This is a genomic window from Eximiradius proteiniborus (genome assembly GCF_058546985.1).
Genome location: NZ_CM178592.1, coordinates 709,938 through 728,577 on the forward strand (window position 1 = coordinate 709,938; position 18,640 = coordinate 728,577).

An 18,640-nucleotide genomic window follows, 5' to 3' on the forward strand; every position below is an offset into this window, starting at 1 on the left:
ATATTTTTTGATTAGTTTTATTTAATGGCAAAAGAAAAAGAATATATCGACCCTTTTTCAGAAGAATTCGATGAGAAAGATGTTGTGAACAGACCCAAACCTTTCGAAGAATTTTCTGATGAAACTGATGATAATGAGCAAATAGGTCCTAAAATTGTGGCTGATATTGTTAGTGATGGTGAAAATTTACACCTTCAAACTATTGATGAAAATGAAGATGAATTTTTTGGCTTAATCAAAAAAGAAGATATTGATAGCGGTAAGCATTTGCTTGAAGAAATTGAGGATTTTAATAACCAGACTGACTCATCTGATACATTTGATACTAACAAAGATGATGATTGCGAAGAACCTCAAATTATTGAATTTGTTCGTCCGGAAGAAGAAACACAAAAATATTTACAGCAGAATTTTAGAGACTATATTAAAGTACCAAAAATTTCAGGTAAATTAAATAAGTTTTCTGAAAGGAACTTACTAAAGAAGGAAGAAATAAAACCTACCGGGAAAAAACTTGAAATCGTGGATAACCTACCTAAAGGATTAAATCCAAAGTCTAAAACTTCAATTTTAATCAACAGGGATATTAACGGAGAGATTGAATCAATAGAAGTTATGTGCAAATGTGGTGAAAGAACTCTTATCTCTTTTGATTACTCGGATATTTCTGATGAAGAAGAAGAATTAACTGAAATCATTGATGAACCGAAAGATACTATTCCATTTGATAATTTACACAAAGTAAATGAAAATATACTAATTGTCAATCCTGATTTATTAATCGAGGACTTGAAGAAAATTGAAGATATTGATGATGACGAAAATGAAGATGAAAATCAAGAAGATGAAGATGAAGACGATATTGATGAAGAAGATTTTTAGAGATAACGATCTGTTCTTTTTAATTCTTCTATTATTCATTTTCCACAATTAATTAGTATAAATATATCAATAAATCTATATCAATTATTGTTTTTCATAAATTAATTACAGATTTTTTTGTAATTTTGTACTTTGTGTTGAATACATATATTGTTAATACTTTGTCTAATTATCATATAAGTGAATATGGAAAAAATTAAGTTTCATAAAGAGTTGATTTTAGAATATTTCTTTTTGTCGCTTGGTGCAGCAATAATGGCAGCAGGTATTGGAATATTCTTAGTAGATGCTAAAGTAGTGCCAGGCGGAGTTAGCGGTTTGTCTATGGCAATACATTACCTTTCCGGAAGTAAAATACCTGTAGGCTTATTAATGTGGGTACTTAATGTTCCTTTATTTTTCTGGGGCATAAAAGAATTAGGTAAAACATTTGCATTTAGAACATTCTACTCATTCACTTTGAATTCGTTTTTCATTGACTTGTTTAGAGGCGATGTTCCCGGACTTCGTTTTATCAGATTTCAAGACCATCAAGCTGTGCAAGAACTTTTGAAGCAAGATTTTCTCTTTTTGATTCTATTAGGAGCAGTCCTGTTAGGAGTTGGTTTGGGGATTATTTTCAAATTCAAAGGAACTACTGCTGGCTCAGATATTGTCGCTTCTATTATGCAGAAGCATTTTGGGATCAAGCCAGGACAAGCTATAATGATTATAGATTTCTTCGTAATTACTTTTGCTGGACTTGTAATTGGACTGAAAGGTTTGAGTCCCGAGAAAAGTGCAGTTACTCTTACACTATATGCGTTTTTCCTTTTATTTGTTTCCAGTAAACTAATCGATGTAATTATTGACGGCTTTGACTATGCAAGAGCTGCCTTTATTGTTTCAAACAAATCCCAAGAAATTGGAGATGCTATAATAAATAATTTACGTAAAGGTGCGACCGCATTTAAAACAAGAGGATTGTATTATAATATTGATAGAGAAGTTATTTATACTGTTGTTTCATTAAAAGATATGACTAAATTGATAGAATTAGTTAAAAGCATAGACCCTGATGCTTTTGTAACAATTCATAACGTTCACGAAGTATTGGGTGAAGGTTTTAGAAGAAGAATTTAGAGATAGTTAAATAGGTTTTAAAATAAAAGCACAGGTATCCCCATATTTTATTTTATTTAGTTCCTGTGCTTTTTTCTTATAGTAAAGTATTTCTTTCCTTTTAAAAATTGAACTTTTTTTGTTTTTATAAAATGATTTTTCACTTACAAGCGGAATTCCTCTTAAATATTGTTCACTTCCTATAAATTGAAATTCACTTGAAACATATTGAATATCCTTAATAGCGAAACCACATTTTTCAGATAAAATTCTCATACTATTAGTTGAGTGCAAGAAATAGTGTCTTGGAGCATCTAATTGCACCCAGTTCTCCTTGTATTTTTCCCAAGCATAAGAACTAACAGTTGGTACGCAAATGAGCACAAGTCCATCAGGCTCTAATAATTCTTTTACTTTTTTTAGAGTATCAAACTGTTCTTTAATGTGTTCAAAGGAATGATGAAACATTATCAAATCATACTTTTCGTATAGATCAAAAATACTTTTTTTAAGAATACTCAAACCGTTTTGATAAATAATATCATTTTCAATATACGGATCAATTCCTAATAATTTTTTGTAACCAATTTCATTTAAATCGTAAAGCAATGTCCCATCACCACAACCAACATCTAATATTTTTGCAGATTTATCTATTAGGACATTTCTCAGTAAAACCAAAGAGTAATTAGGTAATAACATATTTAATACTCTTCCTATTATTCCTTTCCCAGTAATCGCGAATTTATTTCTTGTATTTTTCAAAATTCTTTTAATAAAGTTAGCGTGTGAATTAATTCCGTAACTGTAATAATTATCAGGATAATATTTATCGATATTTTGTGGGAAATCGCAAATTTGAAGACAACCACATTCACCACATTGAAAGTATTTAAACTCGTCCTGTGTTCCAAACATCATTTCCTTAACAAAATATCCTTTATTGTCCTTTGTATTGAGACAAATTCTACATTGCATAAGACATCCAATATTATGTTTTTATGTAGATATTAATTCTAATAAAAATTATATTCAATTAAAGTGAGAGAATTAATAATTGGTACCAAATTAATGAAAATAAAATAATTTTACAAATATTGTAAATTAATAAAAAATGTATTAAATTTTAGTTGAATGTATTCTAACAGAGATGCTTCCTATGCTATCAAAAGAAACTATAGATAAAGTAATTTCTGCTGTTGAGAATTCAATACTCATTGTAATTATTCTGTTTTTAATAGTTAGTTCTGTTCTGCTAATAATTGAAGAGATTAGTTCTATTGTTATGTATTATGGTGATAAACAATCAATAAAGATAATTATTGAAATAATCTCCAAGACACTTTTATTACTAATGATTATTGAAATACTGATAACAGTTAAAATTTCACTAACAGAACATATTCTTTCTTGTCAACCATTCTTAATAATTGGATTGATTGCAGCTGTACGAAGAATCTTAATAATAAGTGTTGAAATTGCATACGTTCACGAAATGTTTAACCACTACATTATTGAAATGGGGTTATTAATTTTCTTAATATTAATATTTGTTATTGCTCTTGCAATTTTAAGAAAATATTCTATAAAATAGGAGGTATTATGGATCCTAATCAACTTATTCCTAAACCTGACACAATACCTGCACCACCTTGGTTAATGATTATTCTTGAACAGTTGTTGTTTATGCTCCATATTTTGATTGTGAATGCTTTATTCGGCAGTGCTCTAATTATTTTTTTCCGTTGGCTTAAAAATAATAACAATGAAGAATTTATTGAGCTAAACAAACCTATTGCCTCAAAAATTCCTATAATGTTTGCTTTGGGAATTAATCTCGGGGTTGCACCTTTGCTATTTTTGCAAGTTACTTTCGGACATTTATTTTATTCAAGTTCAGTCCTTATGGCAACATATTGGATATTAATTATTCCTTTTTTAATTATTGCTTATTATGGAGCCTATATTCATTATAAAAAAATGGATCTTAGACAGGGTTTTGCAAAATTTTCCATCGCTGTTTTATTATTAATGGTGCTTTATATAGCTTTTATGCTTGTTAATAATAATGCACTTATGGAACAACCTGAAAAATGGGTAAAGTACTTTGACAATCGTAATGGGACCATATTGCTTTTGTCTGATTTGTCAATTTACCCAAGGTTCTTAAAATTTGTCTTTGCTTCTGTTGCTATTGGTGGTTTGTTCTCAGCGTTGTTATTTTACTTCAAAAAAGATGTTTCAAAAAAAGAAGAGAAAATAAAACAAGGACTAAAAATCTTCGGAATATCTACTGCAATACAAATGGCAATTGGTTTCATCTATTTGTTTTCACTTCCAGAAGAAATTATGCTAAAATTGATTGGAAGAGATCTTCTTAGTTCAATAATTTTATTGGTTGGAATAATTTCTGCTATAGGAGCTTTAATATTTGCTTTTCAGGGAAAATTATTTGCTACTTTATATCATCTGTTGCTTACAATGATTGCGATGATAATAACTCGATATTTATTAAGGATGATGTATCTGAACGATAATTTTAGTTTAAGTTCCTTGCAGATAGAACCTCAATGGATGGTATTTTCACTATTTATTGTTATTCTACTAATCGGTTTGTATTCTGTTTGGTATATGCTCAGAATAGGTTTTGCAAATAATTCAGGGAGGGCAGAATAATGAACTATCCAATATGGGAATTGTATTACCTGAATTCAGGAACACTGGTTGCGATTATTTCAATATTACACGTATATATTTCGCACTTAGCTGTTGGTGGCGGTTTCTTTTTATGGTACACCGACAGAAAAAGCATAAAAGAGAACAACACAGAATTGAGAGAATATGTTAAAAAACATACGTGGTTTTTTCTTTTGCTAACAATGGTATTTGGTGGAGTTACAGGTGTGGGAATATGGTTTATTATTGCACTTGCTAATCCAGCTGCAACTTCATCGTTAATACATACATTTGTATTCGGGTGGGCAATCGAGTGGGTGTTCTTTGTAGCTGAAATAACAGCTCTCTTAATTTATCATTACCGATTTGATAAAATGACTGATAAGGATAGGCTTAAAATTGCATTTCTTTATTTTTTGTTTGCTTGGTTAAGCTTATTCATTATCAATGGCATTCTAAGTTATATGCTAACACCCGGTAATTGGTTAGAAAATAAATCTTTTTGGTCGGGCTTTTTCAACCCTACTTATTTTCCATCTTTGCTTTTCAGAACAGCTGTGATGGCTCTTGTTGCAGGCCTATTTGGACTAATAACTGCTGTGTTTATGAAAGGCAGCGAATTTCGTTCTTATCTTATCAAATATTGTTCTAAATGGTTGCTTTATTCTTTCCCATTTATGATTATTTTCGGTTTATGGTATTTTTATTCAATTCCTGAAAATACTCGTTTTACAAATTTCGTTCTCAATCAGCAGATGACGAATGTTGTTTCGATACTATTAATATCAACTGCCTTACTATTCTTTTTTACATTGTTCTTTATTATTCGTTCCAAGCCATCGCTACAAAAAATAATGGTTTTCATTCTTCTTATTATTGGACTTGGTTGGTTTTCCGGATTTGAATATGTTCGTGAGTATGCTCGAAAACCGTATATAATACACGGTTATATGTATTCTACTTCTATTTATGTTCAAGACGAAGATAAATTAAATACTGAAGGGATTCTAACTCACGCCAAATGGAGTTCTGTAAAAAATATTACCGAAGAAAATAAAATTATTGCTGGGAAAGAAATATTTAATATCCAATGCCTATCTTGCCATACAATCAATGGAATTAAAAACGATGTTGTGAGTAAATTTAAAAATTTAGCTTATGTTGGAATAATGTCTCAAATCTATGGTCAAGGAAAAGTACTTAATTATATGCCTAAATTTATTGGAACGCGCGAGGAACTGGAAGCATTGGCTTTATTTATTGCGAAGAATTTGCTTGGTAAAGAAGTAATGACACAGCTTACCACTCAAAAACCAAATCCTGTTGAATTGGATATTCCAGCTTTTGACTCAAAAAATGATGAATACGTTCTTTTGGCTTGGAATGATATTGGAATGAAGTGCATTACAGATAATTACAAAATGTTTATGTTTTTACCTCCGGGGAACATTTTAGAGGCATTACTTATTAAAAGAGATGCTTTTCCAATCGTTGTCTCAAAGGGAGTTGAAATCGAATATGAAGTCGAAGCTGGGTTTGAAAACCCATCCAAATTTATTGATTTTTGGAAATATTCAGAAGCATATTACGGGAAGAAAATACCGGAAAACATTGGATCAACAGGAAATGGTCTAAAAGGAAAATTCGTTTGGGATGAAAAAGAAAGAAAATTTATTGCGAAAGGAATTCCTGTTGTCCCATATAAAAATGATGGAAGTTATAATCCATATCCGAGGTTTAAGGTTAAAGCGATAGATGTTGCAACAGGAAAAATTCTAAAAGAAACGAAGGTCGTTGCTCCTGTTTCTTCAGAAATGGGATGTCGCTTATGCCACGATGGTGGCTGGCGAATAGATAATGTGTCGGGTCTTGCTGACAAAACAGCGGCAAATATTCTTTCCACACACGATAGACTAAATAAAACAAAACTTCTTAAATCTGCTCAAGAAGGCAAGCCTGTTATGTGTCAAAGCTGCCACCCTGACCCACTTGTTAAATCTGATGGTTTACCCGGTCATAATAGTTTTTCAGCTGCTATGCATGGTTGGCATGCAAATTATATGGTAATTGAAGGACCGAATGCTTGTGTTACTTGTCATCCAAGTAGTTCAACCGGAAATACTCAATGTAGCCGCGATATTCATTCTCTTGTAGGATTAAATTGCACAAGTTGTCATGGAAATATAGATGAACATGCTGCTTCTCTTTTAAAACATGAATTTAATAACAATACAAGTGCCAAGAGGCTTGCTTCTAATCTGAAATTAAAACAGGTGAAATCAATACAAGAGGTTAATGCAAGAAAATCTTGGCACCAATTGCCTGACTGTATGAATTGTCATGAAGGTTACGAACAACCTAAATCTAATTTTAAAAGCTTCAACAAATGGGTAGCCTCTGCTTCAGATTTATATAAAAATCGGCGAGATGACAGAGGACGTGTTCAATGTGTGGCTTGCCATAATTCACCTCACGCTATTTATCCAACTAAGAATATTGTCAATCCAAACCACGATAACATTCAACCTTGGCAATATCAAAATAATCCATATCCAATAGGAACTAATAACAGCTGTGCGATTTGTCATAAAATTGATATGAAAATGTTAAAACACCATCCAAATATGGATAAACCGTTTAGAAACTTTCAATTAGTGGAAAAACACGGACTTTTACAAGTCAAGAAGTAATTTAAAGATTGATGCCTGAACATCAAACAAAAAGGCTGCCTTCACAAAGCAGCCTTTATTTTTTCCTATTCAGCATTCTTTTGATTATTCAAGTTTTTTAGTTAATTTTGACGAAAACTATCATTTTATGATGTAAGTTCTTTATTTTAAATAAAATTTTTGTTTAATATGGAAATTATTGAAAAAAAATTAAGAATTGAAGATGCAGAATTAATTTCTGCTTTCGAACTAAATGATACTTTTTTGCAGTTGATTCAAAATAGGTTCAAAACCGCCGTTTTAATTCGGGGTGAAAATTTAATTCTGAAAGGATACACTGATGAGATAAAAGTAATTGAAAGACTTTTTAAAGAATTTTCATATTTACTCAAAAGAAATGGTGTTATTCTACAAAGTGATATTTCTACAATTTTAGAATTGATTGATACAAAAGATGTTGATCAAATTAAAAATAATGGGAACCACAAAAATCCTGTAATATACAACGGTGTTAAAGAAATAATTCGGGTAAAGTCTCAAAAACAGCTTGAATATTATGAAAAAGTGCTGAACAACGATTTAGTATTCGCAATTGGTCCTGCTGGAACAGGTAAAACTTTTTTAGCGGTTGCTATGGCATTAGCCGCATTAAGACTAAATGAAGTCTCAAAAATAATTATCACGCGTCCAGCAGTTGAAGCAGGGGAATCGCTTGGTTTTTTACCCGGAGATATGCGAGAAAAAATCGATCCTTATTTGCGTCCTCTTACCGATGCTATGCACTATCTGCTTTCAGGTGATAAACTTAAAGCATTGTTAGAAAAACAAACTATCGAAATTACTCCTCTTGCTTATATGCGTGGCAGAACCCTTAACAATGCTTTTATTATTCTTGATGAAGCTCAAAATGCTACGCGTACTCAAATGAAGATGTTTTTAACTCGTTTTGGACCAAATTCTAAAGTTATTATTACCGGAGATGTTACTCAGATCGATCTGCAAAATAAAGAAGATTCAGGACTTATTCACGCAAGTAATATCTTAAAAGGAATTAAAGGAATTGAATTTGTTTATTTCAGCAATAAAGATGTTGTTCGCCATAAATTAGTTGCAGAAATAATAAAAGCGTACGAGAAAGAAACAAAGACTGAAACAAAAAAATCCTCTGGAAAAACAAAGAATGATTGACCTATTTAAAATTGGTTTTTTAACAGTTACATTAATTGATTTAGTCGACATTGCTATTGTTACTACTTTTTTCTATTGGCTTTATAGTCGCTTGCGAGATACAATTGCAGTTAATGTGCTGTTCGGCTTGGTGATTGTTATAGCATTGTCTTTCATCACAGAAGCAGTTAATCTTAAGTCACTCAATTGGATTTTAAGAACAATATCTGATATTTGGTTAATTGCATTTATTGTTCTATTCCAGCCTGAAATACGAAAATTACTAATGATAATTAGTAGAAGCAGAATTTTTCGTTCTTTTGTGCAAACTAAAATATCTGATGTTATTGATGAAATCACTGATGCAGTCAAAGAACTTTCGGAAAAACATATTGGCGCATTAATCGTATTTCCACGCTCCCAGAACGTTCAAATGACAATCGATACCGGTATTAGGATACAGGCTACTTTAACAAAAGAACTTGTATTGTCGATTTTTAATGTAAAGTCTCCATTGCACGATGGAGCAATAATTATTGAAAATAATATTATTGTTGCTGCAAGATGTATTTTGCCATTATCTCAGCAAACAAAATTTAAAGGAAAAAATCTGGGGACGCGTCATCGTGCAGCACTCGGTCTATCGGAACAAATTGACGCAATCATTCTGGTTGTATCTGAAGAAACTGGGAGCATTTCAGTTGCAGATAGCGGTGAACTGAATTTGAATATTCACATTGATAACCTTGCTGCTGTATTAACTTCAAAATTAGCTGACTAAGCTATTCAGTATATCTTTGTTTTTATTTGTAATTATTCATATTTATTCTTAATTTATAAAATGCATTTTTCAATAAGGGTGAGCAACATATGAATTCTTCATTGTGGAGCGAAAATTCTAAATACAACATAATTATTGATATTGCTACTGCTTTTCAAAAAAGCAAAGTTTTCTTTGCTGCTATTGAATTAAATATTTTTTCGATTATTGGTGATGAAAAATTATCTGCCAAAGAAATTTGCAATAAAATTCAATCTGACTTGCGAAATACCGAAAAACTGCTCAATGCTCTATGTGCTCTCAACTTTTTAATCAAACACAATGATTTATATGAGAATTCTCCTATTACAAAGCATTATCTACTCGAAAATGGTGAAGAGTATATTGGGGAACTTCATCATATTAACGATCTTTGGAACTCTTGGACAGATTTAACATATTGCACCAAAAAAGGAAAGCCTCGAGAGTTCAAAACTGTTAACGAGAAAGACAGTGAGTGGATTTATAATTACTTGCTTTCACTTAAATGGAAATCAAAATATGAAGCACCTATTGTTGTGAGAAATATGCATCTTAGAAATTGTAAAAGAATATTAGATTTGGGTTGTGGTTGTGGTTCATATTTGATTGAGATTTCAAAAAATTATCCTCATTTGGAATGTGTTGGTCTGGATTACCCAAATGTTGTTAGTCAGATTGAAAAAGTTAATCAAATAAGCAAATATGAAAATATAAAAATACTTCCTTGTGATGTTTATCTTCAGGACATTGGAAGTAATTACGATGCTGTTCTTATTTCATATTTACTCCAAGAGTATTCATTATGGGATAATATGGAATTATTAAGAAAGGTTTATAATTCTTTAAATAAAAATGGTTTTGTTTTTATTCATCAGCAAGTAATTAATGATGATAAAATTTCACCCAAAAGTGCAGTAATGAACTCTCTTAATATGATGGTCAATACTCTTGAAGGCGATATTATGACTGAAACAGAACTGTGGGTTATATTGAAAGAAAATTGGTTTGATAATATTTCATTTGTCAAAACTGACTTCGATACTACAATAGTTAGTGGACAAAAATTAACAAGTTTTTAGATGGAGTTAAATTGAAAAATAGTATTTTATTTATTGGTGATATTGTAGGAGAACCTGGATTAAATGCTGTTAAAGAGCATCTTAGCAATTTAATTGAAAAGTATGAAGCAGATTTTGTTGTTGCAAACGGTGAAAATGTTACAAATGGAAAGGGTATTACAAAAGACGAAGCAGAAGAGCTTTTTAAATTAGGTGTTGATGTTATTACCACAGGTAATCATATTTGGGATAATTGGCATTCCCGTCCACTGATAGCTCAAGATGATAGAATTATTCGTCCCAACAACTATCCACAAGGTAATCCTGGTCGTGGTTATAAAATATCTCAATCGAAGAAAGGAAATCAAATTGCTGTTGTGCAGATTCAAGGCAGGTCTTTTATGTATCCTATCGATTGCCCTTTTAAATCAATTGATTATGTAATCAATTTTTTACAAAACAAAGCAAAAGTAATAATCGTTGATTTTCACGCTGAAGCAACTGCTGAAAAAATTGCTATGGGATGGCACACCGACGGAAGAATATCCGCACTTCTTGGCACACATACTCACGTTCAAACAGCTGATGCTTGTCTTCTTCCAAATGGTACGGCTTATATTACTGATGTTGGAATGACAGGTCCCTATGATTCTGTTCTTGGTCTCGATAAATCTGTTGCTCTGAAGCGATTTACTCTTCAAACTGCTCACAAATATAAACTTGCAGAAAATGATGTTCATTTGTGTGGTGTGCATCTATTAATTGATTCAGATACAGGACAAGCTCTTAAAATTAGTTCTTTTATTATTCCAGAATTTGAGAAAAGTATATATGAAAAAAGTTAATTTAGCTATTGTTGGCGTTACCGGTTTAGTTGGAAGAACATTTTTAAAAGTCTTAGAGGAAAGGAATTTCCCAATCGACACTCTTCGGTTATTTGCTTCTCCAAGCTCGGCTGGCAAAGAAATTACATTTAAAGGAAGGACGTTTGTAATTGAAACCTTAAATAATGATTCATTTAAAGGTTTAGATATTGCTCTTTTTTCAGCTGGTTCCTCTGTTAGCAGGGAGTACGCTCCTATTGCAGCACAAAGTGGATGTGTTGTAATAGACAATAGTAGTGCCTGGCGGAGAGATAAAAATGTACCATTGGTAGTTCCAGAAGTTAATCCTGACGATATTTTCAAGCATAATGGTATTATCGCTAATCCAAACTGTAACGTGATTCCACTTGCAGTTGTATTCAGCCCATTACATAAGAAATATCAAATTACAAGAGTAGTTGTTTCAACTTACCAATCAATTTCTGGCGCCGGACAAAAAGGATTAGACAAACTGGAAAAAGAGCTACAAGGACTTCAAACAAACGACAAACACAGAATTTTTTCAAATATAATATTTCACCCTGTTGAAACAGAACAACCAGAAATCACTAACGAAGAGGCTAAACTTCATTTCGAACCCTGTAAAATTTTGCATTCATTCGATATTAAAATTACATCAACTTGTGTTCGACTTCCATTTTTCGCTTGTCACTGCGAAGCTGTTAATATTGAAACTAAACTTCCTTTTCAAATTGATGAAGTAAAATATTTACTTGCAAATTCAAAAGGTATTAAAATTATTGATGATTTGCAAAATGATGACTACCCTACCCCCGATATTGTGAAAGGAAAAGATGAAGTTTATGTAGGTCGAATTCGAAGAGACAATACAATCGAAAACGGTATGAATTTATGGGTTGTATCAGATAATATAAGAAAAGGTGCTGCAACAAATGCTATTCAAATAGCCGAACTGTTAATCAAATCTGAATAATAAGGAGGTGATGTCCCTTGGGGAAAGAAAACCCTAAATATACACCAGAACAAATTTTGAAATAAGGTCGGGCGGGTGGGAAGCTAATCTGAATTGAAAATATCAATTATTATTTAAATATAAAAAGGTATTCTATGAAAAAAATAATAGCTTTATTTTTGACTTTTATCGTTTCTTTAAGTATTCTGCAAGCACAATATCCTCAGTTTTTATTAGAAAAAGGAGACTTTTTAGAATATAAAAGAAATCTAATAAGTAACTATGAATTACCTAAATATCAAAAGTTGCTTGATAATAAAACCAACCGTAATTATGACGTTCTGAACTACAATTTAGAACTCGATTGGACTGAAGCATTATCATCTGAACCAATTAAATTCGAATTTTCTGGCAAAAACAATATTACTATCAAAATTACAGAGCCAAATATTAACAAGATTGAATTTGATGCTGTGAACTTATTGATTAACTCTGTTTTTATTAACGACATCCCAGTTTCTTCATTTGATTATTCAGAAGGTTTGCTTTCTATTTCATTAGATAATTTTCAAAACATTGGTGATACCATAGATGTATTAATTGATTACAAATTTGTTGGTCCGGATACTCTTGGGTTTTATCTTTATCCAAAAGATATGCCGGTAGGATATGGTCCGAGTGGAGAAATGGTATATACACAGGAACGAATTGCTTATACAATGAGCGAACCAGAAGATGCGAGATATTGGATGCCTTGCAACGACATACCAAACGATAAAGCAAGAGCAAGCATATCTATCAAAGTGCCCAAAGGCTTTCTTGCTGTTTCAAACGGAGTACTTATGAATGTTGATGAAAACGAAGAAACTGTAACTTATCACTGGGCTGACACCGCGTTAATCCCGACATATTTAATGGCTGTTGCTGCATCAAAATATGTTTCCTACAATGAATGGTTCAAGTATTCTGATAATCAATTGGATTCTATTGAATTAGTATATTATGTCTGGGAGAATGATTTAGATAATGAGAAAACAGACTGGACAGTTTATAATGCAAAAAATGCTTTTAAACCTACATCCAAAATTATGCAAATTTATTCAGACGCATTTATCCCCTATCCTTTCCGAAAATATGGACAGGTAGCGATACAGCCATTTTATTTTGGTGGAATGGAACATCAGACAATAACTTTTGTTAATCGTTCTTGGCTTCGTGGTAGAAATGAATCAGGTATTGCTCACGAAATGGCACACCAGTGGATTGGCGATTTAGTTTCTTGCGAAGACTGGAGCAACATCTGGTTCAACGAAGGTGGGGCTACCTGGAGCGAAGCAATTTGGGCAGAAGACTGGGGTGGATATGATACTTATTTAAATTATATGGACGCAGTTGGCAACCAATATCGTAGTAGAAAGTTTTTAATGACTGTTCCAATTTATGGAATTCCAAACCAGTACTTATTTTCATTTCCGTTCAGTTTACTTGTTTATAACAAAGCTTCCTGGATATACCACCAATTGAGAATTATGCTTGGAGATGAGGTCTTCTTCCCTACTTTTCGTAACCTGCTGAAAAAATACGCATTTTCAAATATCAATGTTGATAAATTTCAGCAGCATTTTGAAGACGAAGTAATAGGTTCCCCTGTTCCATTGGATGTTTTCTTTGACCAATGGCTAAAAAAACCGGGACATCCAATATATCAATTATCTACCGAAGCAGATTTGTTACCTGAACAGAATAATTATTCAGTTAAAGTAAATTTGAAACAAACTCAAAGCAGTCAAAACGCTCATCCCCTATTTGTTACTTATTTGCCACTTGTTTTTTTCAATAAAGATACAGTTTCAGAAATATTTGTCGTTAATGATCAAATTGAACAAAGTTTTACAATAAATTTAGACTTTCTTCCAGATAGTGTTTATATTGATACAAGAAAAGTATTGGCAGAATCGAATAAAGTAAAGGTAAATCTAATTTCTTCTGTTGATAATAGTTTTTCAAATGTCAAAATCTATCCTAATATTGTAGAGAAAAATGGTTTTATTACAATTAGTTCAGCAGATAATTCTAATATACAAATAATTGAATTGTATAATTCTGTTGGCGAAAAATTAATTAAAGAACGTCCGGAGAAAAACTTTTATCAACTTTCTTTGAGAAACCTATCTTCTGGTGTTTATTATGCCGTTATCTATGTTGATAACAATTGTGTAACTCAAAAAATCGTTGTCCAGTAAACTTTACTGTAAATATTTATATGACCAAATAATAAAATCCCCAACTAAAAATAGTTGGGGGTTATTTTTTACTATTAAGTAAATTTTAATTAACGATAATGTTACTTTTTCCAGGATGTTGCAGATTGAAAATGTCTTCAATTGCTTTGATAAATCCATCTTTTGGAAATGCACCAACAGCCATTTGTGGTCTGTCATTTACAGGGATAAACAAAATTGAAGGAATGCTACGAATTCCAAAAACCATTGCTAATTCCTGTTCTGCTTCAGTATCAATTTTGTAAATATCAATCAATCCTTCGTATTCTTTTGCAATTTCTTCCAAAATTGGTGATACCATTTTACAAGGTCCGCACCAATCAGCATAAAAGTCAATAATCGCAGGTTTTGTGCCTTTGAAGTTCCATTCGTTACTATTTTCATAGTCGAATATCTTTTCAATAAAAGTTTGCTTTGTTAGATGTTCCATTTTTTCTCCTTTAATAAAAATGATAATATTTTTATCTATTGACGATTATATTGAAACTATATTGCTGGAATTTCATATAATCATTTTTTATTTATAAAAAGTAAGTTAATCAATTTTTTTTACAATTTCACAAAAAAAACAATTATTTTTAAAATTATTGATATTTACTGGGAGAAAAAATTGAGTAGTGTTCAAGATTTATCTAAATTAACAAGATGGTTCGTATTGCTTTTGGTTAGTATTAGTATTTCTGCTAATTACTATGTTTATGATGCAATGTCATCAATTAAATCAATTATGCAGAGCGAACTCGGTTTCAGTAATACTGCTTATGGTTGGTTAGTTTCACTTTATTCATTTCCGAATACATTTTTAGCAATGTCCATACTTGGTGGTATTATTTTAGACCGATGGGGAATTAGAAAAACAGGATTGCTTTTTGTCTCTTTGTGTGTTTTGGGTGCTTTTTTTTCTTCTTATGGTGCAAGTCCATATTTCTCAAACGGTGGTTTTGGTTACGGATTGGTATCTGCAATTATACCTTCAATTTCACCTGAACTAAAAATGTTAATGTTAGGTCGGTTATTGTTCGGCTTGGGTGCCGAAACAAGCATAGTAGTTTCAAACAAAATAATGGTTAAATGGTTTAAAGGAAAAGAATTGGCATTAGCTTTTGGTGTCAATTTAGCAATTGCCCGACTTGGAACTGCTGCTGCGTTAATTTTATCACCTATATTTGTTAATTATATCCATTGGACAACAGCACTTTGGGCAGCAACAATATTAATGTCTATTGGGTTCATTTGCTTTATTGTTTATATTTATTTGGATAAAAAACATACTCCTAAAGAAGATAAATCTGCAAAATTAGCCGAAGATGAAATTTTCCGTATGAAAGATATTATTGAATTAATAAAAAATAAATCGTTTATTTATGTATGTATATTGTGCGTAACTTTTTACTCTGCTGTTTTTCCATTCCAAAGTTACTGCCCCGATTTGCTTCATAATAAATTTAATCTCTCAATTGAATGGAGCGGCATATTATCAAGTTTGATTATTTGGGGAACCATTGTTTTTACTCCAATGTTTGGTTATTTCGTGGATAAAAAAGGAAAGCGAGCTTCTTTGATGTTTGTTGGTTCTGCTTTGCTGATTATATCACATTTAATTTTATCGCTTACTTATTTAACTCCATATATTCCAATGTTTTTGCTTGGGATTGCTTTCTCGCTTGTTCCTGCCGCGATGTGGCCCTCTGTTGCATTAATTGTTGATGAGAAAAAACTCGGTACCGCTTACGGTACAATAGCTTCTATCCAAAATTTGGGTTTGTGGGCATTTCCAATTATTGCTGGTTGGGTATTAGATAAAACTAATGTAGGCGTTTCACCTGGAAATTTAGATTATACTTATACTATTTTAGTTTTTGCTGGGCTTGGTATTGTTGGTTTTCTTTTTGCATTTCTTCTTAAACATAACGAAACAAAAGGTAATTCACACGGATTGGAATTACCTTCTCAAAGCTAATAATATTTATTATACATTAGTGGTTTCATTACATAAGTAAGTTTATAGGCATTAGATTTTGAACAATCTAAGAAGCCTATAAACTTACTAATTAGGAATATAGAATAACTACAAATTTGTTAAGCGATACCTATAATATTCAATATTTTCAACAACATATCGCTATTTATTAACAGGCTTTTCAAGCAACTTTTCTATTTTGTTAATTTTAGAGGTCATTCGAGATTCGTCGCCTTTCCTGTAATCAATTTTAATAGTTGAATATATTCTGTTTGCTTGTGGTTCAAGAATTTTGAAGCAGCTTGAAATAACATTCATTACTTCTTCCCAACTACCTTCTAAGATAGTTCCCATTGGCGTTAACTTATATGTTATCCCACTTTTATCAATAAAATCAATAATCTGGGATACGTATGCACTGACGCTTTCTCCTTTGTCAGTGGGAAACATTGAAAATTCAGCAAGAACCATTATTTTTTCTCCTAATGATTTTATTTAACAAAATATCTTTTTGTTTTTGTTTATTGGGGTTAGACTTCTCTACAAAAATCATGTTTTTAGTAAACGGATTAGTTTCAGTATAATACATCAAAGTTGAATATGTTGAAGGAGTCGGAGTATAAATTTGAACTTGTTCAGGAACAATTTTCAGTTCCTTTTTCAAAAAATTCTTAAGTTCAACCATATCATTTTCCGAACAACCAGGATGAGCAGCCATAAAATAATAAGTTAGAAATTGCTTTTTCTCAGCTTTTTTTGAATAATCCATAAACTTTTTTCTAAACAAAGAGATATCTTCCTTCCTGACTATTTTTCCCATTGCTTCAAGAACATTTTTTGAAATATGTTCTGGGGCAATTTTAAGCTGTCCAGATACATATTTTTCAGCAAGCACTTGAATAAATTTGTCTCCATAAATACTATCATTTAAAAGCAAGTCAAATCTTATACCTGATGAAATAAATATTTTTTTTATCTTAGAAATTTGAGCTATTTCTTCTAAAAGATTAAAGTATTTCTGGTGATTATTGTTTAAATTCTTGCATTTTTTAGGAAACAGACATCTTTTTGCAGTGCAATGTTCGTCGAACTGTTTGCAGTCCATTCCATACATATTCGCACTTGGACCCCCAACATCATAAATTATTCCATTAAAATTAGGCTTGTTTGATATTCTTTGAGCTTCTTGCAGCACTGAATGAACACTTCTACTTATTACTTTCCTTCCTTGGTGAACAGCAATTGCACAAAAATTACATTCTCCAAAACAACCTCGGTGCGTAATAATAGATTGCTTAATAGTTTCGAGAGCTTTGATTTTACCTTTTTGTTTGTAAAAAGGGTGTACATCATATTCATAATCAAGTTCGAAATAGCTATCGATTTCTGATTGAGTAGGATAAAATTGAGGTGGATTGTGTATTAAATACCTATCCCCTGTTTTTTGGCACAATCCTTTTGAAGAGTTCGGTTCATTATTTGAGTAAAATAATTCAAACATTTCTATAAATTTGGAATTTGAGCTTAATATATCTTCATAAGAAGGTAATTGAATATATTCATCTTTTGCACTTTTAGAAATATAGCATAATCCTCTTATCTCTTTCGGATTTTGATTATTTTTTATAGCCTCTGCAAATTCCAGTATGCTTTTCTCAGCCATACCATATATCAAATAATCAGCTTTGGAATCGAACAAAATTGAGCGTCTGATTTTATTATCCCAATAATCGTAGTGAGCAACTCTTCTTAAGCTTGCTTCAATCCCACCAATAACAATTGGAATACTTTCCTTGCAATATTGGCGAATCAAATTCACGTATTTAATAGTTGCTCTATCCGGACGCAATATATTTTGTCCACCAGGTGTTAAGTCATCAAGTTTCCTCCTTTTTTTTGTAGCAGTATAATTTGCAACCATAGAATCGACGCATCCGGCTGTAACTCCCCAAAATAGTTTAGGTCTTCCAAGTCGTAAAATATCTTCTTGAGATTCAATTGTCGGCTGAGAAATAATACCAACTTTATACCCGTTACGAATAAGCCATTTACCAATGGCTGCTGCTCCATCGTATGGAGAATCGATATAAACATCTCCTGTTACTATTATTACATCAAGTTTTTCCCAATTTAGTTTCTTTAATTCTATTTTTGTAGTTGGAATATACATTTTTTATGACTTTTAGTTAATATGTTATTATATTTGTTATTTAGATTGTGTAAATTAAGAATAATCTATAAAATTG

Annotated in this window: 16 protein-coding genes; 12 read left to right on the plus strand and 4 right to left on the minus strand. The window is 31.5% G+C overall.

Going from position 1 to position 18,640, the window contains the following annotated elements; genetic code table 11:
- The first annotated feature begins 24 nt into the window (after positions 1 to 24).
- A complete protein-coding gene (locus ACY2LT_RS02970) occupies positions 25 to 882 on the plus strand; it encodes a hypothetical protein (protein WP_491816289.1) in 858 nt (285 codons plus the stop codon).
- A 186-nt stretch (positions 883 to 1,068) separates the two neighbouring features.
- Entirely contained in the window at positions 1,069 to 2,004 is a 936-nt protein-coding gene (locus ACY2LT_RS02975; RefSeq protein ID WP_491816290.1) for a YitT family protein, read from the plus strand.
- 6 nt (positions 2,005 to 2,010) lie between these two features.
- Here ACY2LT_RS02975 and ACY2LT_RS02980 read toward each other — a convergent pair whose 3' ends face one another.
- On the minus strand, positions 2,011 to 2,748 hold the full coding sequence (locus ACY2LT_RS02980; protein WP_491816291.1) for a class I SAM-dependent methyltransferase: 738 nt from the start codon (positions 2,746 to 2,748) through the stop codon (positions 2,011 to 2,013).
- 394 nt (positions 2,749 to 3,142) lie between these two features.
- Here ACY2LT_RS02980 and ACY2LT_RS02985 point away from each other — a divergent pair, with 394 nt between their 5' ends.
- The 9 genes from ACY2LT_RS02985 to ACY2LT_RS03025 all read left to right on the plus strand — a co-directional run bounded on the left by ACY2LT_RS02985 (position 3,143) and on the right by ACY2LT_RS03025 (position 14,395).
- A complete protein-coding gene (locus tag ACY2LT_RS02985) occupies positions 3,143 to 3,577 on the plus strand; it encodes a phosphate-starvation-inducible PsiE family protein (protein ID WP_491816293.1) in 435 nt (144 codons plus the stop codon).
- 8 nt (positions 3,578 to 3,585) lie between these two features.
- The gene (locus tag ACY2LT_RS02990) at positions 3,586 to 4,659 is read left to right on the plus strand and encodes a hypothetical protein (RefSeq protein ID WP_491816295.1); all 1,074 of its coding nucleotides are present in this window, start codon (positions 3,586 to 3,588) and stop codon (positions 4,657 to 4,659) included.
- Positions 4,659 to 7,349 carry a cytochrome C gene (locus tag ACY2LT_RS02995; protein WP_491816297.1) on the plus strand — a complete coding sequence of 897 codons (2,691 nt, stop codon included), beginning with the start codon at positions 4,659 to 4,661 and terminating at the stop codon, positions 7,347 to 7,349. Before ACY2LT_RS02990 ends, ACY2LT_RS02995 begins: the two co-directional genes overlap by 1 nt.
- Positions 7,350 to 7,517: 168 nt before the next feature.
- The gene (locus ACY2LT_RS03000; protein WP_491816298.1) at positions 7,518 to 8,516 is read left to right on the plus strand and encodes a PhoH family protein; all 999 of its coding nucleotides are present in this window, start codon (positions 7,518 to 7,520) and stop codon (positions 8,514 to 8,516) included.
- Positions 8,509 to 9,276 (plus strand): diadenylate cyclase CdaA, encoded by a 768-nt coding sequence (gene cdaA, locus ACY2LT_RS03005; RefSeq protein ID WP_491816300.1) that lies wholly within the window; start codon positions 8,509 to 8,511, stop codon positions 9,274 to 9,276. Before ACY2LT_RS03000 ends, cdaA begins: the two co-directional genes overlap by 8 nt.
- 89 nt (positions 9,277 to 9,365) lie before the next feature.
- On the plus strand, positions 9,366 to 10,376 hold the full coding sequence (locus ACY2LT_RS03010) for a methyltransferase (protein ID WP_491816302.1): 1,011 nt from the start codon (positions 9,366 to 9,368) through the stop codon (positions 10,374 to 10,376).
- Positions 10,377 to 10,387: 11 nt separating this feature from the next.
- Positions 10,388 to 11,200: a TIGR00282 family metallophosphoesterase gene (locus ACY2LT_RS03015; RefSeq protein WP_491816303.1), complete on the plus strand. Its 813-nt coding sequence runs from the start codon at positions 10,388 to 10,390 to the stop codon at positions 11,198 to 11,200.
- The gene (locus ACY2LT_RS03020; RefSeq protein ID WP_491816305.1) at positions 11,187 to 12,173 is read left to right on the plus strand and encodes an aspartate-semialdehyde dehydrogenase; all 987 of its coding nucleotides are present in this window, start codon (positions 11,187 to 11,189) and stop codon (positions 12,171 to 12,173) included. Before ACY2LT_RS03015 ends, ACY2LT_RS03020 begins: the two co-directional genes overlap by 14 nt.
- A 134-nt stretch (positions 12,174 to 12,307) precedes the next feature.
- Positions 12,308 to 14,395: a M1 family metallopeptidase gene (locus ACY2LT_RS03025; RefSeq protein ID WP_491816306.1), complete on the plus strand. Its 2,088-nt coding sequence runs from the start codon at positions 12,308 to 12,310 to the stop codon at positions 14,393 to 14,395.
- A gap of 85 nt (positions 14,396 to 14,480) precedes the next feature.
- Here ACY2LT_RS03025 and trxA read toward each other — a convergent pair whose 3' ends face one another.
- Positions 14,481 to 14,864 (minus strand): thioredoxin, encoded by a 384-nt coding sequence (gene trxA, locus ACY2LT_RS03030; protein ID WP_491816307.1) that lies wholly within the window; start codon positions 14,862 to 14,864, stop codon positions 14,481 to 14,483.
- Positions 14,865 to 15,044: 180 nt separating this feature from the next.
- Here trxA and ACY2LT_RS03035 point away from each other — a divergent pair, with 180 nt between their 5' ends.
- Complete coding sequence (locus tag ACY2LT_RS03035) at positions 15,045 to 16,394, plus strand: MFS transporter (protein ID WP_491816308.1); 1,350 nt, start codon at positions 15,045 to 15,047, stop codon at positions 16,392 to 16,394.
- 162 nt (positions 16,395 to 16,556) lie between these two features.
- On the opposite strand, the gene ACY2LT_RS03040 is transcribed toward ACY2LT_RS03035, so the two are convergent.
- Together ACY2LT_RS03040 and ACY2LT_RS03045 are read right to left on the minus strand one after the other, a co-directional pair.
- Positions 16,557 to 16,865 (minus strand): MTH1187 family thiamine-binding protein, encoded by a 309-nt coding sequence (locus ACY2LT_RS03040; protein WP_491816310.1) that lies wholly within the window; start codon positions 16,863 to 16,865, stop codon positions 16,557 to 16,559.
- Positions 16,852 to 18,564: a YgiQ family radical SAM protein gene (locus ACY2LT_RS03045; RefSeq protein WP_491816312.1), complete on the minus strand. Its 1,713-nt coding sequence runs from the start codon at positions 18,562 to 18,564 to the stop codon at positions 16,852 to 16,854. The genes ACY2LT_RS03040 and ACY2LT_RS03045 overlap by 14 nt, the downstream gene beginning before the upstream one ends.
- Between the last annotated feature and the right edge of the window lie 76 nt (positions 18,565 to 18,640).

Coding starts and splice junctions, on each gene's coding strand:
- trxA (WP_491816307.1), bottom strand. CDS start 14,864: ATGGAACATCTAACAAAGCAAACTTTTATTGAAAAGATATTCGACTAT.
- ACY2LT_RS03025 (WP_491816306.1), top strand. CDS start 12,308: ATGAAAAAAATAATAGCTTTATTTTTGACTTTTATCGTTTCTTTAAGT.
- ACY2LT_RS03040 (WP_491816310.1), bottom strand. CDS start 16,865: ATGGTTCTTGCTGAATTTTCAATGTTTCCCACTGACAAAGGAGAAAGC.
- ACY2LT_RS02990 (WP_491816295.1), top strand. CDS start 3,586: ATGGATCCTAATCAACTTATTCCTAAACCTGACACAATACCTGCACCA.
- ACY2LT_RS02975 (WP_491816290.1), top strand. CDS start 1,069: ATGGAAAAAATTAAGTTTCATAAAGAGTTGATTTTAGAATATTTCTTT.
- ACY2LT_RS03020 (WP_491816305.1), top strand. CDS start 11,187: ATGAAAAAAGTTAATTTAGCTATTGTTGGCGTTACCGGTTTAGTTGGA.
- ACY2LT_RS02985 (WP_491816293.1), top strand. CDS start 3,143: ATGCTATCAAAAGAAACTATAGATAAAGTAATTTCTGCTGTTGAGAAT.
- ACY2LT_RS03045 (WP_491816312.1), bottom strand. CDS start 18,564: ATGTATATTCCAACTACAAAAATAGAATTAAAGAAACTAAATTGGGAA.
- ACY2LT_RS03000 (WP_491816298.1), top strand. CDS start 7,518: ATGGAAATTATTGAAAAAAAATTAAGAATTGAAGATGCAGAATTAATT.
- ACY2LT_RS02995 (WP_491816297.1), top strand. CDS start 4,659: ATGAACTATCCAATATGGGAATTGTATTACCTGAATTCAGGAACACTG.
- cdaA (WP_491816300.1), top strand. CDS start 8,509: ATGATTGACCTATTTAAAATTGGTTTTTTAACAGTTACATTAATTGAT.
- ACY2LT_RS02970 (WP_491816289.1), top strand. CDS start 25: ATGGCAAAAGAAAAAGAATATATCGACCCTTTTTCAGAAGAATTCGAT.
- ACY2LT_RS03010 (WP_491816302.1), top strand. CDS start 9,366: ATGAATTCTTCATTGTGGAGCGAAAATTCTAAATACAACATAATTATT.